Raw genomic sequence first — 17,078 nt, 5'->3', positions numbered from 1 at the left:
CAAGCACATTACATATAATTGCTTTTTTTGGATCTCGAATTGCAAATGGTATAGCTCCTTCTGAGATTCCAATTGTACCCATAATAATTGCAGCAGTTCCCATTCCTCTTTCTTCTTGACTAAAAAATCTTTTAAAAACTAATGCACTAATTCCCATTCCTAAAGGAGCAACTGGAATTGCTGCTGCCATTGTTCCCATTGGATAATAAATTTTTTGGGTTATTAATGCAGAACAAGTTACAAATGCTATTTTATTAATTGGTCCACCCATGTCAAATGATGCCATTGCACAAATTAAAATTCCTAAAATCAATGCTATTCCTACTTCAAAATTTGGATTAGTGTATGAATTTTCAATAAAATTTGAAAATTTTCCCATAACATAACCAATGGTCCTCCAATAACATACATAAATAGTATACAAATTCCTATTCCTGCTGTTAATGGTATAAAAAATATTGGCATTGCTGCTTGAAGTGTTTTTGGAATATTTCAAGTATTTACTCATCTAACATAATATCCTACAAGTAATCCTGTTAAAATTGCACCAATAAATCCCATTGGAGTTTGTACATTTTCCATTCCTGGCATTGGCATAAAATTTGATGCACTATTTCCAATAAAGCCACCAAGCATTGCTGGAGTTAATGCTGCTCTTCCTGCAATGGAATTACCAATAAAACCAGAAAGAATTGGAATCATCAATGTAAATGATGCACCACCAATCATTTCTAAAATTGCCAAAGGATTCCATGGATACTGATAAATAGGGTTTTCAGTTGTCCCTATATTTGGACCCTTTGTTCCAGCCTCAGGTCCTCAAATTGCTTTTGCTATTCCCAAAGAAAATGCTAAACAAATACCTCCCAATATTATTATTGAAATCATATATAAAATTCCAGCTAAAATATGTTGCAATGTTCCTTGTTTTGTTTTTGAAGTTCCTCTAGAATTTGTAAAATCAATTTTTTCTTGAATTGTGCCTTTTTTTAAAGCATCTTCAAGTAATTTTAAAGGTTCCTTAATGGTTCTTGCAACATTAGTTGAATATAATCTTTTTCCACTAAAACGACTTAAATCAACTTTTGTATCAGCTGCAATAATTATTACTATATCAGCTTCTTTAATTTCTTGTTGAGTAAGTTCTGTTCCAACTCCTTTTGAACCCTGAGTTTCAACTCTAATATTATGACCTTTTTTTGAAAGTTCTCTTAATAATTTGTCTTCTGCCATATAAGTGTGGGCTACCCCTACTACACATGAGGTTACAGCGATAATTTTTAATTTGTTTTCGTTTAAGTTAATTTTTAAATTAATTTCTTCTTTTTTATAACTTAATAAATCAACAAATTTTTTTGGTGTTTTTGCAATTTTTAATTTATTTCTTAATTCATCATTCATTAACTTGACAGCAGTTTTACTCAAAATTTCTAAATGTTGAGCTACCGCATTATTTGGAATAATTAAAGCTATAATCACACTGGTGGGAAGACCATCCAATGAATTTCATTCAATTGCTTTTTTAGTTCTTATACAAATAATTGAAGGTTCTTTAATTGAATTCAATTTTGCATTTGGAATAGCAAATTCATCTTCAAAAGCTGTTGAAATTTCTTCTTCTCTTTTTAAAAAACCTTTAAATAAATCTTCTTCATTTAAAACAATATCTAATTCAAAAGCTTTTCTTTAAATAAATGCTAAAACTTCATCTTTTGTTTTTAAATCAATATCTAAAAAGACAGTTTCTTCTTTGAATAGATTTTTCAAAATTTTATTTCCTTTTCGGAAATATTATCTAAAATTTTTAAAAAAAAGCAATTTATTTTATAATAATAAAATGTTTTTAAAATAAAAAAATATTAAATTTAATATTTTTTTATTTTAACTTTATTGAATTTATATCTTTTTTATCAAAAACTAAAAGCTCTCAATCACTAACTACTTTATCAAATAATGTTTTATCTTTATTAAATTTTAAAATAAATTCAGCAATTTTATAATTCATGATTTTAAAATGTATTCTCATACATTGAGTATGCATACAATAATTAAATATTAAATGATCATCTTCTTGAAATTTTCTTTTAATTATTAATTCATAAGTATCTGATACAGCAGTTACTTTATCATCAATTGAATGAAAAAAAAGTGTTGGAAAAAATACAGGATTTTTCATTTTATCAATAGTTTTCAAAATATTGACATCATAAAAATCAAAAGCGTCTTCATATTTATTATTTTTATCAATAACTTTATTTGCTATTTGTTTTATCCTTTTTTTTGACAAAAATTTTAAGTAAATGTTTTTAGTATGCAAAATTAAACTATATACACTAACATATGTAGAGTCTGAAATAATAAATTTTAAGTTTAATTTTTCAAATTCTTTTGCATATCTTAAAGAAGCAAAATTTACAACAAAGCCTCCCATGCTTGTTCCCATAAGTGCTAATGAATCTATTTTTCTATTTTCTTTTAATCAGTCAACCGCACCCATTAAATCATTTTCTTCTTTCATTCCCAAAGTTGTTGAAAAATTATCAGAATAGCCATGACCTCTAAAGTCAAAAACCATTACATTATATCCCATTTTTGTAAAAATAATACTGTGATGTAAAGCTCAATTTTTATGTCCCGAAAATCAATGACAAGCTATTACTCACTTATTAGAATTTGGATTTACTTCATAAGTAAATCCACTTAAATTTAAGCCATCTCTAGATTTAAAAGTAAATGCATATATTTGTTCAAAATTATTCACTATCAATTCAGATCTCTTATAAAATTTTTTCATTATTTGATTAGTTCTTAAAAGATCCTTTACTCAGTAATTATTTGAATTATTTTTTAAATTAGCTTTTTGTTTTCTTATTATCTTTCTTGATGGAGAAAAAGGAAATTCCAAACTATTATAAAAATGTATTAATCCTTTGTTTATTTTTGCAAAAAATGTTTTTTTATTTTTTCTCTTCATAACAACAACTCTCAATTCATGAGATTAATATTTCCAAATTACCCTCAATTTTTAAAGATTCTAATTTATCAACACAAAAAACTGAATCGCCTGTTTTAAAATCAATTTTATTAATTATACCATTTCCTGATAAAACTGTAAATTGGTACCATGTCAAATTTTCTGGTTTTTTTCATTCCAAAAATTGAGAAACTTTAATTTTTTCAATTGAAAAGAAATCACAATTAAATTTTAAATTTTTATTAGCTTTAATTATAATATCTTTTGAATCAGGAATTGAAATATTGTCAATTATTTCTTTAATATGTAATTCACGAGCATTTCCTTCATTATCAACCCTATCATAATCATATAATCTATAAGTTATATCACTTGATCTTTGCAACTCATAAATAATTACACCAGGAGTTATTGCATGAATTTTTCCTGGTTCAACATATAAAAAGTCTCCCTTTTTTACAGATATTTCTTTTAATAAAGAATTTCAATTTTTATCTTTAATTAAAGTTTCAAATTCATTTAAATTATTTGCATTATGTCCATAAATTAACTTAGCATTTTCTGGGCAATCAATAATATATCAACTTTCTGGTTTACCAAAAGAATTATGTTTTTTAATAGCATAATCATCATTTGGATGAACTTGAACTGATAAAAAATCATTAGCTGTTATTATCTTAGAAAGTAAAGGAAAATCACCTTTTATATTTCCAAACAAGCTTCTATTTTCCTCAAAAAAATTTTTAAAAGAAATATTTTTATTTGATTTCAAAAAGGACATTCCATTTTCATGTGCTGAAATAACTCATGCTTCTCCTATGTCATCTGATGGTATATTAAAACCAAGTTCTTTTAATTTATTTCCTCCTCAAATTTTTTTAGAAAAAAAAGGAGATAGTTTAATTATTTTATTATCTAAGGCCATTATCTATATATTTGAATTTAAATAATGATAAATTAATAAATCATTAAAATAATTAAAAGGAACTGAATGTGAAATATAACCTTTATATATTGTTTGATCTGGATTATCAACAATTAGTGTATGAATTGAAGATAAATATTTTGTGACATCAGGATTTGCAATTTTACCAGAAATATAAATTATTTTTCTATTTAATTTTCCAATTATTTCTATAAAATTATCTAATCTTGTAGAATTTCCATATCTTGTAAAGAAAATAAAAACATCATTTTCTTTTGAAGATTTGATTCTTTGTCTTAAAGTTTCTTGATCACTATCTAATAAAAATGTATTATAACTATTTTTATAGAAAAAATTTGATAATTCTTGAGTAGGACCTGCTAAAAGATTTTCTCAATAACAAAAAAATATTCTGTTTGCATTTTTAATTACATTTAATGTATCAAAAATAGATCTCTTTTCAATAAGCGCATAATTTTGTTTAATTATATTAATATAACCTGCAACAACATTTTCATCATTTTTTGCAACATTAATTTCTTGATTTTCTGCATCATTTGCTAAAGAAATTGCAAAATCTCTAAATCCTTTAATATTTAATTTTTTTAATAAACCATAAATAGCACTATAACCTGTTCCAGCTTCTTGTGCCATTCTTTCAATCTTCATATTTGTATCTACAATTTCTTTTAAATTATTTTTAATATACTCAACTATTTTTTTTTCTTTGATTGTTAAATCCTTTTCATCAATAGTAGTTAATTTGCTCAAAAAAGATCTCATATCTATACCTCCAATTTTTATTTAATATTTATCTTTTTCATTAAATATTGATTACATAATTCAGCTATCATTGCTGCATTATCTGTACAATATGATAAATTTGGTAAAATAAGTTTATTAATATTATACTTCTTTCCAATGGAAAAAAAATCTATTCTTAAACTTTTATTTGCACTAACTCCTCCAACAACAGTTAAAGTTTTTGGATTATATTTAATAATTGCCTTTTCTAATTTATTTATTAATGACGCAATTGCTGTTTTTTGAAAACTTGCACAAAAATCATTTATATTTATTTCCTGATTATTTAGTTTTAATTTATTTATTAAATTTAGACTTGCTGTTTTCAATCCCGAAAATGAAAAATCTAAACTACCATCTTGCTTTGGGATTGGAAGTGTATATTTTGAACTATTTCCAATTTGAGCTAATTCATCAATTTTTGGTCCGCCCGGGTATTCCAACCCTAAAACTCTAGCTACCTTATCATAACATTCTCCAACAGCATCATCCTGGGTTGTTCCAATTATTTCAAAATTCAATGGCTCTTTTATATATTGAATTTGTGTGTGCCCCCCGCTTACAACTAAAGCAAGAACAGGATAATCAAATTTTTCATCAATATTTGCTGCATAGATATGTCCTTGAATATGATTTAAATCCATAATTGGTTTATTTAAGTAACTTGCAATAGTTTGTGCAACTAATTTCCCAATAATTAAACTTCCTATAAGACCAGGATTTGAAGTATATGCTATTTGATCAATTTCTTCAAGTTTTACGTCACTTTCTTTTAAAGCTTTACTCAATACTCAGTGAAAATTTTTTACATGTAGTCTAGAAGCAAGTTCAGGTATTACTCCACCATATTTTGCATGATCATCTATTTGACTAGAAATAATATTTGAAAATATTTTTCCATTAATCATTATTGAAACACTAAATTCATCACAACTAGATTCAATTGCCAAAATTTTCATACTTTCCTCCTATAATTAGACACTTAAATTATAATATATATTTATAGATAAAAGATTTTTTTCATAATAATTTAAAAAAATCAAATATTTTTCCAAATTAGAAAAATATTTGATTTTTTTATTAAAAATAATTTTAAATTATAATTCAATTGCAGTCGCTAAAGCTAATTCTACCATTTTCATAAAATTATTTTGTCTTTCTTCAGCAGTTGTAACTTCTTTTGTAATAAAACTATCAGAAATAGTTAATAAACAAGCAGCTTGTTTATTTGTTGCAATTGCAGTCGCAAAAAGTGCATATGATTCCATTTCCACAACATCCAAATTATTTTTTTTTGCAAATTCAACAGAATTTTCTAATCTATAAAAAACATCTGAAGAATGAGCTATACCTGTAAAAGTTTTAATTTCATTTTTCTGAGCAATTTCTTCAATTTTTTCAAATAAATCTTTTCCAGATGATAATATTCTTGAATCCACTCCTGCACAAATTTTTGCAAAATCACTTTCTCCAAAAGCTTCTTTTACATTATATATATCATATACATTAATATTTTCTGAATAACTTCCTGCTGAACCAATTCTAATAATATAATCTACATCATAAAATTTAAATAATTCATATGAATAAATTCCTATGCTTGGACATCCCATCCCACTACCAGCAACTGTTATTTCAATTCCTTTATAATTTCCAGTATAGAATAACATATTTCTAACTTGACTAACTAATTTTGGGTTTTCTAAATATGTCTCTGCAATTTTTTTTGCTCTTAATGGATCACCTGGCATTAAAACAATTTTTGCTATTTGATTTTTCTGAGCACTAATGTGTGGTGTCATTTTAATTACTCCTTTTTTAACTAAAAATATATTATCATTTAAAATACTTTTTCAATAATTAACTTTACAAGTTCTTTTAATTTGTTTTCTGAAGCTTGTGCGATTTCCAATACTTCATTATGACTTAGTTTTCCACCAAGTCCTGCTGCTTTATTTGTTATTAAACTAATTCCTAAAACTTTTATATTTGCATGATTTGCAGCGATTACCTCAGGAACTGTACTCATTCCAATAGCATCAGCTCCTAAATTTTTATAAGCTCTAATTTCTGCTGGTGTTTCATACATTGGTCCTTGAAAAAAAGCATAAATCCCTTTTTTTAAAAGAATATTATTTTTACTTGCAATATCTAAAGTTTTTTCAAGTAAATCTTTATTATAAGCTTCAGTCATATCAGGAAACCTTGTTCCCAATTCATTAATATTTTCACCTCTCAATGGTGATGGACAAAACATGCTTATTTGATCTTCAATTAACATGATATCTCCAGGATTTAAATAATCACTTATTCCCCCACATGCATTTGTAACAATTAAATTTTTTATACCAAGTAATGCAAATACTCTAACAGGTAAAACAACTTTTGATATATCATAACCCTCATAAAAATGAAATCTTCCTTTTAATGCAAGAATTATTTTTTCCTTATACTTTGCAAGAATTATTTTTGAATCATGTCCTATTATATTACTTTTTGTAAAATGTGGAATTTTTTCAAAATCAATTTCCTTAATAATTTCTAAATCCATAGTTAAATTTGAGAGTCCACTCCCTAGTATAATTGCTATACCTATTTTTTCATTAAATTCTGATTTTAAAAATTTTTCAACTTCTCTAATTTCTTTCATAAAAACCTCTTTCTGTAATAATTAAACTATAAGAATTAAATATAAATTTTATTTTTTAAAAATTAGTAAAAAATTAAACAATTAAAGTATGATAAAAAAATTTATCTTCTTTTTAAGATATGTAAAATTTTTTTTTCATTTAATTATTTTTAAACATATTGTGTCATACTAATTTACTTTTAATTCTAATTTATTTTCATTTGTACCAATTTTAATTGTGCAAATATTCATAACTCATTTTTCTATTTATCTGAATATATAGATTATTTTTCTCAGGAACTCTCACTAAACCTTTGTAATTATGAATAATTACTCCCAAAAGTAATTTAAGTTCTTAATTTCTATATTTTGGACTTCGTGTAAATGGCAGTTTCAAAATCAAATCTAAGCATTATGATTCATGGAATTTGTACATTTATTCTGTAACTTAAAACTTTTTTTCTTCCTTATACTTTGTGTATTCCTTTTATTGTTTCATGTACAGTTACAACTATTACTTGTTCTCAAACAGTTAGATTGTATCTACTGGTGTTGCTATTGTAATTGTATCTCTTAAACTTACACTAATTTTAAATACTCAATAACATTTGTATAATATGGAAGTGGATTTTTATAATTTATTTCCTCTTTTAAATTTTTATTTTCAATAGTAATAACTTCTTAAATTACAATATTAATTAATGGCAAAATTAAAATACTATTTGACATTGAGTTAATAAAAATTTCATATTTATTATTTCTATAATTTAAAGTTTAGTTTTTAAGGGAAAATAATAAAATTTAGTTTTTGATTTAATGAGAAATTTTTCATTAATTCTGTGATTAACATCTTGTGAAAGAAACAACAAAGTTATTTTTACAATTAGTATATTACTTTAAGAAAAATTATCTTATAAGAAATGTGAAAAAGAATATGCTATATAAATTATTTTTACATTAATTGAATTTAAAAAATTTGATTTAATCAATCAAATTTTTTAAACAAATGTCTATTTATTAAGTTACCTTTTAGATTTATCAAAATGTTTTCCATTTGCAGCTGGTGGTCTACTAAATTTAGAAATGGCCACCATTGTTACAAGTGAAAGTATAAATGGAAATGCCTGAAGTAAAATTCCATTTTGAGAGAAAAAGGCTGGAAGGCCTAAACTTATTGGAGAAATTCTTACAAAAGCAAAAATAAATGCAAAGAATAAGGAAAATAATGTAATAAACTTAACTCTTCACTGCCCAATAATCATTAATGCCAAACCAATAAAACCAAAACCATCAACTGAACCATAAAATGAAGAAATTCTTATTAATATAACAAATAATGCTCCTGCCAATGATGCAACTGCGCCCGAGGCCGCAACTGCAAAATATCTATATTTAATAACAGAAATACCTACAGCATCAAGTGCGTTTGGATTTTCCCCTGCAGCTATATGTCTATTTCCTGTTCTTGTAAATGAAAAGTAGCATCCTAAAATTGCAGTTATTAAAATTGTAATTAATAAATAGAAGGTAAAAATTGATTGATTGCCAAATGTTATATATTTTCATTTACCATCAATAAAATTTTTATCTCCTCCAATTACACCAGAAGTTACCATAAAAAGTGCAAAACCTTGCATAAATAAATTTATTGCTGTTCCAGAAATAATCTGATCACACTTTAATTTTATTGAAACAAAAGAATGCATTAATGAAATTACTGCCCCAATTGCCAAAATTACAATAAATCAAATTATTTGAATTCAATTATTATTTTGACTATATGTTAAACTTCCAAAAGTAGAAATAAGAAATGCTCCTAATGTCATAAAACCTTCAATTGCAACATTAACAACTCCAGCTCTTTCAGAAATCATACCTGCAAGTGCTGCTAAAGATAAAATTATAAAAAACTCAGCTGTATATTGAAATAAACTAGCGACATCCATATTTTTCACCTAATTTCATTAATGTTTCAAACTTTAAAAGTTGGAATTCTTTTTTTGATAATACTTTTTTATTTTGTAAGAATAATTTCAATTCTTCTTTAGCTGACTTTAAATTTTGTTTTTTTTGAATATTTAAATTTTGCTTATTTTTATTTAAATCAAAAATTATTTCTTTTCATTTTAAATTTAATTTTTCTTCTACTTTTTTAATATTTTCTTTTTCATTTTTTATTGAAATTAATCGAATTGACTTTTTTTTATGTTTGGTTAATTTTCTTTTTTCAGCCTCATATTTAATTTTTAAATCCTCTAATTCGCTTAATTCCTTTATAGCAGGATTTAATAAATTTCATCCTAATCTTTTACTTTTTAATGAAAAACTTGTTTTAATATTTTTGTAACTCCTATGTTTAAAAGAATCATAACCTTCTAATTTTAAATCTTTTATTTCTTCTTTTAATTGTTCCATTTTTCTTTTTCATAACAAAATTGATTCATTTTTTTCCAATAAAAATTTTCCAGATATTTCTTTTGGCATTTTTTGCAAATTATTTTTATATTGCAAAACTTCATTATATAAAGAAATTAAATTTTGATAATCTGTATTAAAATTATTATTTTTAATTTTTTTAATTTCTTCTTTGATTTTTTTAATTTCTATATTTTTTTCTTGAACTATTTTTCTAGTTTTTAAATCAAAATAGTAATAATAAATATTAAATTTAATAATTTCTATTGGTTTAAATCTAATAAATAATGAAACAAAAGTTGATGAATAAACAACAAAACCAAATACCAATGGTGATATCTCTCTTCCTAGTTCTGAAAAAGATGGAATCGCTGCGGTCATTCCTACATTTAATGTTCCTCATAAAAGTGAAATAGGTAAAATTCCTAAAATATTATTAAATGCAAGTAATGCAATTGCAATTGCATCAAAACCAATAGTTGGAATAACATCAGAATTTAAAGAATATGACCTCTTAATTGCGCATCAGTATACAAATGAACCCAATCCAATACAAAGTCCTTGAATTGCTGTTGCAGAAATTATATATTTTTTATAATTTATTCCTATATATTTTGCAGCATCTTTTTGTGTTCCCACTAATTTAAATTTATACCCTATTGTTGTATAAGTTAAAATAAGCCAAACACTAACAAATACAATTGTCATTAATATTATTGGAAATAGTCATTTCAAACCTGCTAATTCAATTCATTCTGAAGGAATTAATGGAGTTGAAGAATTTCAACCATTTCTCATAAATGCTCACTTAAAAATATATCATACAGTTCAATTAAGCAATATTGAAGTTGCCACTTCGTGAATATTAAAAAATACTTTTAGTATTCCTGTTATTGATGATAATAGTACAGATACAAAAATCATTGTTATTAAAATAAGAAAAATTATTGAACCATTAGCACTATTAATATCTGGTTGTTTTCCAAATAACTTAATTAACATAATTCCTGTTATTCCCATTGAAATTATGGCTTGACCAGATCCTGACATATTAAATAAACCAATTTTAAAACCAATAGCAAGACCTAATCCAAACAATGAATAAGTTACAAATCATGATAAAGCATTTTGAAGATTAATATTTCTTGTAAATACAACATTAAATGTTTTTATAAAAAATTCAAAAGGGTTAGCTCCTAAAAAAGAAATCAATATCATTGTTAATATTATTCCAATTAAAATTGAAATTATACTTGCCTTAAAATAACTTGCTGTTTTTTTAGTTTCTGATGAATTTAATTGTGCATTAAATTTCATTTTTTTAACTCAAGTTTTAAGTTTAAAATTCATTAATTTTTCACCCCCATCATCATTTTTCCAATAACTGTTCTATCAGCATTGACACCTTCAATTTCTCCGATTATTTCACCAGAGTTAACAACTAATATCCTATCTGCAAGTGAAATAATTTCTGATAACTCATAAGATATTAGTAAAATACCTTTATTTTCATTTTTTAACTTTAATATTTCTGAGTGTATAAATTCAATTGAACCAATGTCTAATCCCCTAGTTGGTTGAAAAATTAAATAAAAATCTGACTCTCTTGACATTTCTCTTCCTATAATTAATTTTTGTTGATTTCCCCCTGATAATTGACGAGCAATAGAAAAACCAAAATCTGCATTTCTTACATCAAATTTCTCAATAATTTCTTGAGCATGTTTTTGCATTTTACCTTTTCTTAAAATACCCTTTCTTGAAAAGTTTGGAGTTGAAATATCTTCAAAAACTGAATTATTTATTAAATTTCAATCTAATGCCAATCCGTGTTTATGTCTATCTTCAGGAATATGTGACATTTTGTACTTTATAAATCTTTGAGATATTCCTTTTTTTGTTATATCCTCTTCATTAATAAAAATTTCACCTTGAAATGGACGTGTCATTCCTGAAATTGCCTCTGCCAATTCTAATTGACCATTTCCTTCAACACCAGCTATAGCAACAATTTCACCTCTTTTTACTTCAAAGGAAATATTTTTTAAAGCTTGAATTTTTTTATAACCTTTTTTATGAACAGAAATATTTCTTAATTCTAATAATTTTGTTTTATTCTTATTAGTAAAATTATTCTTTATTTCCACTAGTTTTCTTCCAACCATTGCTTCAGACAAAATATCAATTGAAGTATTCTTTAAATCATAAGTTCCTATTGCTTTACCTCTACGTAAAACTGTTGCTCTATTTGCAACTTTTTTTATTTCATTCATTTTATGACTTATCAATATAATAGTTTTTCCATTTTTTTGTAATTCTAATAAGACTTCTAAAAAACCATCAATTTCTTGTAGTGTAAGAACAGCAGTTGGCTCATCAAAAACTAAAATATCATTTTCTTGATATAAAATTTTTAGTATTTCAGCTCTTTGTTTCATACCAACAGTTGCATGTTCAGCATTAATATTTAAATCAACATTTAAATTATATTTTTTCATAATATTTGAAATATCTTCTTTTATTGTTTTTGAATCAATAAACATTTTACCTAATCTTTTTTCTGAACCCAAAGAAATATTTCTTCATAAAGGAAAAATATCCACCATTTTAAAATGTTGATGCACCATTCCAATTCCTAATCTATTTGCCTTAATTGGATTTGAAATAACTTCTTCTTTATTTCTTATTTTTATTGTTCCTTTTGTTGGATTATAAATACCGAAAAGAATTGACATCAAAGTTGACTTTCCTGCACCATTTTCACCAATCAACGCATGAATTTCTCCTTCTTTAATTTCGAGATCAATATTTTCGTTAGCAATAATTTTTTTATTAAATATCATAGTAATATTTTTCATTTCAATAATATTATTTACCACTTTATTTCTCCTTATAAAAAGCTGATATCTTATTTATCAATATCAGCTTATAAATTTATTATATTATTTTTCACTTATAAATAATATAATACTATATTATTTTATTTATTCTCAATTGCCTTTAAAATTGTATTAGCATAATTAATAATTGTTTCATCTGATAAAATATTTTTTGCGCTGCTGTCTTTTGCTATTTCTTTAAATAATTCAATTGAAACTTTTTCTAAAACTTCTGAAGAAATTTGTGAGGTTACTTTTGAATAATTTTCTGATGTAACTAAATTGCCTTCTCCTGTTGAAGCTTTCCCACCCATTCATAATGTTTTACCTTCTCAAGTTTCTGCTTTATTTTTAGTTAAATCATAACTTTCAAAATTACCTTCTGAATTTTCAATTGTAAATGTAGCATTATTATTTGTAGCATATTCTAGAGTTTTATCTTGCACTCCTTCTTCACTTATAAATGATTTTGTGTGCCCTAAAGAAATTATTGTAGCATCTTTTAAACTTTTTTCAGCAGATGTTAAAAATTTTCCTGCATAGGTTGCATCACTATATTGTTGAGCTTGATTTGTATCTACCCCAATAACCATTGTCGACGCATTTTTTTGAGAAATTACATCTAATGTATCTTTTGTTTGTGGACCTGCAACTGGCATTATAATATCTGCACCACTAGTAACTAAATTTTCTGAAATAGTCTTTCCTTTACCTGGGTCAAAAGAATTAGTAAATCATTTTGAATCATCATCCGCAGTAGGTGCCTCTTTCTGTATTCTTTCTGCAGTAACTAAATTTTCATCTAATCCTAGACTTGTTTTTATTTCTGAATAAGCATCCTCTGAGTTTATTTTATTAAAAACTTCAATTGCTGCTAAATAGCCTACCATAAAATTATCTACTGCTCCAGCATTGTGTGTACCACCATATGTTGCCATTTTAATAACGTTTGCTTTATTTTCTGCTAATTGAACTAATGAAGAAAAAGCGGCATAAAATCCTGACACATCTCCTCTAAACATAACTCCAATTTGATTTGTTTTTCCAGCATGAGTACTATCCAAAATAATTGTGCTTCCACTTTCTCCCATAATATCTGCTGCTTTATTTTGACCTTCAAGAGCGTGATGAAATCCTGGTAAAATTAAAACTTGTGCTCCATCAGCTTTTGCATTTTCATATGCCGCTTCTAATTCTGTTAACTCTTGAGGTTCAGTTTTATTAATTTCTCTCTTAATTCCCAGCATATTTTCATTAAAGTAGTTTCCACCTTCAAATCCTGATTGATTAAATGATTTATCAGCTACTTTTCCAGTATCTGTTATAAGTCAAATTTTTTCTCCAGAACCTCCTCCACACGCAACAACTGTTGCTGCACTTGAAGTTACAATTGCAGCTGCCATTAAACTTGATAGTAATTTTTTCATATTATTTTCTCCTTTTAAGCATAATTTAAACATTGAAACCGTGTAAATTAATTAAATCAACCCAATCATATTGTATGTAAATAAAAAGAAAGCATACTAATCATCTTATAAATAATTAGAGATTTGCTTTCCTCCTTTTTACACATATATTATGCTCATAGCTAATACATTGGTGTATTGTAGAAACTTCAACCCTTTATGTTGAAATATATAAGCCGTTTATTTAATTTACATTTTTATTTTAATCAAAAAAAATGTAAAAAACTATACTTACAAATAAAATTTTATTTTTTATTTTGAATAAAGGTAAATAAATATTTAAAATTATTATTTATAAAAAATCATTATAATTATAATTAGGTGATTAATTATGAATTTTAAAACAGTTAAACCAACTTTAAAGAAGTCAATTTTATGATTTGGTTCTTTAACATTTTCAATAATTGTTATTACATTAATAATAATTTTAAGTTCACCAATGGAAACAAAAACAAAAGTTTCTTGAGCTTCTCAAATCTTATTAAATTTTATATTAGTTTACTTAGTTTGTGTTTGTTTAAATATTGGAAAAACCATGGTTAGTCTATTTTACAATTTGGAAATAAAAACAGATTTAGAAACAAAAGAACAAGAGGTAAATGTTATAAAAAGTAACTACTGTTATATTTTTCTTTTGGTTTTTACAATTGGATGTTTTTTTATTGAAATGACAAGTGGCTCACTAATAAATAAAGTAAGTTGAGTTATAAATGCCAAAGATTCATGATGAATTTATTTAATTTTATTTATGATCAATTTTATTTATATATATCTTTTCATTGAAATAACAAAATATTTAATTCAAAATAACAATGATTTTAAAAAAGAATATTTAGAGCAATATAATAAAAAAGAGGAAAATCTTAAATTAAAAGATTAATCCTCTTTTTTAATTATTATTTTATTTATATTTTTTCCCATCTTATGAAATTTTTCTTCATATTCTGTAGCAACATTATCCTTTAATAATCTTTGATTTTTATATAAATCATTTGTCTTTTCTAATAATTTAAAATTTGATAACTCTATTTGTTGCAAACTAAAATTATATAAATTATCATTATCAGTTTTTATTTCAATAAAACCATCCTTTTTTAATAATTTTCAATATATTTCTAAAAATTTTAAATGTGTTAATCTCTTTTTTTCATGCCTTAATTTTGGTCAAGGATCTGAAAAATTTAAATAAATTCCATCAAGACAATTCGGTTCAAGAATATCTTGCAATTTTTCTGCATATGAGTTTAAAAAAAGTAAATTATTTAATTCCAATTCCTTAGTTGTAATTGCTTTTTTTAATGCAACTCCAATAACAGTAGCTTCTTTTTCCATTGCAATAAAGTTTTTCTTCTGATTATCAATTGCTTGACTAATTAAAAATTTTCCTTTTCCACAACCAATTTCTAAAAAAGTAGGATAATTATTTTTAAATAAATTCTCTAGATTATTAATTAATGAACTGTCAAGTACATACTGATTATAATTTTTAATATATTCTTTTGTTCAATTTTTATTTCTTAGTCTCATTTTTAACTCCTATATTCTACATAAAAAATATTAACCCTACTGAAAAGAATACAGCAGTTGATAATGCATCAACTAATGTTGTTAATAATGGGGCAGCCATAACTGCTGGATCAATCTTTATTTTTTTAGCAACTATTGGTAAGCTTCCCCCAATTAATTTTGAACATATTAATGCAATATACATAGCAATTGATAATGTTGCAATTGAGTATCATAATTCAATATGATTTAAATTTCCTCTATATTCAATAGAATAAATTATAATAATCCTAATAAAATTAATACTCACCAATATAATTCCTGTAATTGAAGCAACTCTAAATTCTTTTCATAAAACTTTTGCAAAATCACTTGTATCTACTTGTTTTAAGGACAAAGCTCTAACAACCATTGTTGATGATTGACTTCCTGCATTACCAGCAGTCCCTGATATTACTGTTAAAAGAGGTGTTAATAACATTGTCACAATATATGTTATATCTCAATTACCATTTGAATTATGTATACTATCGACTGTGCCATAAATTTTCATAAAAGTTGAAATAACCATCTGTGATAAAGTTGCAGATACCATTAAAAATAATAATCAAATACTTCTTGATTTAACCATTTTTCAAATACTGGTTTTAAAATATTCATTTTCAATTGGATTAATTCCAGCCATTTTATGAATATCTTCTGTTGCTTCTTCTTCAATAACATCAATAATATCATCAACTGTTACTATACCAACAAGTTTTTGTTGATTATTAATTATTGGTAAAGTTGTAATATCATATTTTTTAAATAATTCTACAACAACTTCTTGATCATCTGTTGTATACGAATATAGTACTCTTTCATCCATGACATTTTTTATTTTTTCTGTACCTTTTGAAAAAATTAAATCTTTTAGTTCTATTATTCCTTTTAAATTATTTAAATTATCTACAACATAAAAAGTTGTTTGATTTTCATTAATACTGTTTTTATCTCTTATTTTTTCAATTGCTTTAGTAACCGTTCATTCAGTTCTTAATTTAGTATAATCAACGTTCATTATACTCCCAGCAGTTTCATCATTATATTTTAGTATTTCATTTATTTGTAAGCGTGATTCTGGAGTTGATGCACGCAAAATTTTTTTAACAATATTAGAAGGCATTTCCTCCAAAATATCAACTATATCATCTGTATATAATTCATCAAATAGTTCCTTAATTTGTTTGGAATTTCATTTTGTAATTATTTCTTCTTGAATTTCATTATCTAAAAAAGGAAAAATTTCAGAACTAATATCTGTTGTAAAAACTCTTAATGCTAATATTATTTGTTTATCCTCAAGTTGCTCAAGAGCATCTGCAATATCTTGTGGATAATGGTCTTCTGATAACTTTCTTAATTCTTTTATATTATTTTCATTTATTAGTTTCTCAATTTTTATAAATAATTCTTCTGCTTCTTTTGGGTCTAACATCTT

14 protein-coding genes and 1 riboswitch are annotated in these 17,078 nt (G+C 24.7%); of the genes, 1 reads left to right on the top strand and 13 read right to left on the bottom strand.

The genetic code is table 4. From position 1 onward, the window contains the following. Window positions 1-321: 321 nt before the first annotated feature. The 11 genes from STAIW_RS06325 to STAIW_RS00425 all read right to left on the bottom strand — a co-directional run bounded on the left by STAIW_RS06325 (window position 322) and on the right by STAIW_RS00425 (window position 14,053). Complete coding sequence (locus STAIW_RS06325) at window positions 322-1,629, bottom strand: fructose PTS transporter subunit IIB (RefSeq protein ID WP_236608528.1); 1,308 nt, start codon at window positions 1,627-1,629, stop codon at window positions 322-324. A gap of 247 nt (window positions 1,630-1,876) precedes the next feature. Beyond that, window positions 1,877-2,974 (bottom strand): alpha/beta hydrolase, encoded by a 1,098-nt coding sequence (locus STAIW_RS00470; protein WP_020833928.1) that lies wholly within the window; start codon window positions 2,972-2,974, stop codon window positions 1,877-1,879. Next, window positions 2,958-3,899 carry a type I phosphomannose isomerase catalytic subunit gene (locus STAIW_RS00465; RefSeq protein WP_020833927.1) on the bottom strand — a complete coding sequence of 314 codons (942 nt, stop codon included), beginning with the start codon at window positions 3,897-3,899 and terminating at the stop codon, window positions 2,958-2,960. The genes STAIW_RS00470 and STAIW_RS00465 overlap by 17 nt, the downstream gene beginning before the upstream one ends. 3 nt (window positions 3,900-3,902) lie before the next feature. Continuing rightward, on the bottom strand, window positions 3,903-4,682 hold the full coding sequence (locus STAIW_RS00460) for a MurR/RpiR family transcriptional regulator (protein WP_020833926.1): 780 nt from the start codon (window positions 4,680-4,682) through the stop codon (window positions 3,903-3,905). 17 nt (window positions 4,683-4,699) lie between these two features. Next, window positions 4,700-5,662, bottom strand: a complete 963-nt coding sequence (gene tsaD, locus STAIW_RS00455; RefSeq protein ID WP_020833925.1) for a tRNA (adenosine(37)-N6)-threonylcarbamoyltransferase complex transferase subunit TsaD — start codon at window positions 5,660-5,662, stop codon at window positions 4,700-4,702. A gap of 138 nt (window positions 5,663-5,800) precedes the next feature. Beyond that, entirely contained in the window at window positions 5,801-6,505 is a 705-nt protein-coding gene (gene deoD / locus STAIW_RS00450; RefSeq protein ID WP_020833924.1) for a purine-nucleoside phosphorylase, read from the bottom strand. Between the two features lie 38 nt (window positions 6,506-6,543). Beyond that, window positions 6,544-7,353 (bottom strand): purine-nucleoside phosphorylase, encoded by an 810-nt coding sequence (locus STAIW_RS00445; RefSeq protein ID WP_020833923.1) that lies wholly within the window; start codon window positions 7,351-7,353, stop codon window positions 6,544-6,546. A 1,001-nt stretch (window positions 7,354-8,354) separates the two neighbouring features. Then, window positions 8,355-9,278: an ABC transporter permease gene (locus STAIW_RS00440; RefSeq protein ID WP_020833922.1), complete on the bottom strand. Its 924-nt coding sequence runs from the start codon at window positions 9,276-9,278 to the stop codon at window positions 8,355-8,357. Further along, entirely contained in the window at window positions 9,265-11,097 is a 1,833-nt protein-coding gene (locus STAIW_RS00435; protein WP_020833921.1) for an ABC transporter permease, read from the bottom strand. The genes STAIW_RS00440 and STAIW_RS00435 overlap by 14 nt, the downstream gene beginning before the upstream one ends. Continuing rightward, window positions 11,097-12,626: an ABC transporter ATP-binding protein gene (locus tag STAIW_RS00430; protein ID WP_020833920.1), complete on the bottom strand. Its 1,530-nt coding sequence runs from the start codon at window positions 12,624-12,626 to the stop codon at window positions 11,097-11,099. The genes STAIW_RS00435 and STAIW_RS00430 overlap by 1 nt, the downstream gene beginning before the upstream one ends. A 101-nt stretch (window positions 12,627-12,727) precedes the next feature. Beyond that, entirely contained in the window at window positions 12,728-14,053 is a 1,326-nt protein-coding gene (locus STAIW_RS00425; RefSeq protein WP_020833919.1) for a BMP family ABC transporter substrate-binding protein, read from the bottom strand. Between the two features lie 138 nt (window positions 14,054-14,191). After that, window positions 14,192-14,287: riboswitch (purine riboswitch) on the bottom strand. Window positions 14,288-14,423: 136 nt separating this feature from the next. Here STAIW_RS00425 and STAIW_RS00420 point away from each other — a divergent pair. Next, window positions 14,424-14,972: a hypothetical protein gene (locus STAIW_RS00420; RefSeq protein WP_020833918.1), complete on the top strand. Its 549-nt coding sequence runs from the start codon at window positions 14,424-14,426 to the stop codon at window positions 14,970-14,972. On the opposite strand, the gene trmB is transcribed toward STAIW_RS00420, so the two are convergent. Both trmB and mgtE read right to left on the bottom strand, forming a co-directional pair. After that, entirely contained in the window at window positions 14,969-15,619 is a 651-nt protein-coding gene (gene trmB / locus STAIW_RS00415) for a tRNA (guanosine(46)-N7)-methyltransferase TrmB (RefSeq protein ID WP_020833917.1), read from the bottom strand. The two genes, STAIW_RS00420 and trmB, sit on opposite strands and share 4 nt — an antisense overlap. A gap of 16 nt (window positions 15,620-15,635) precedes the next feature. Next, the gene (mgtE, locus tag STAIW_RS00410; RefSeq protein WP_020833916.1) at window positions 15,636-17,075 is read right to left on the bottom strand and encodes a magnesium transporter; all 1,440 of its coding nucleotides are present in this window, start codon (window positions 17,073-17,075) and stop codon (window positions 15,636-15,638) included. Between the last annotated feature and the right edge of the window lie 3 nt (window positions 17,076-17,078).

This window comes from Spiroplasma taiwanense CT-1, from assembly GCF_000439435.1.
Taxonomy (GTDB): Bacteria; Bacillota_I; Bacilli_A; order Mycoplasmatales; family Mycoplasmataceae; genus Spiroplasma_A; species Spiroplasma_A taiwanense.
This window is presented reverse-complemented; position numbering and strand designations above follow the sequence as displayed.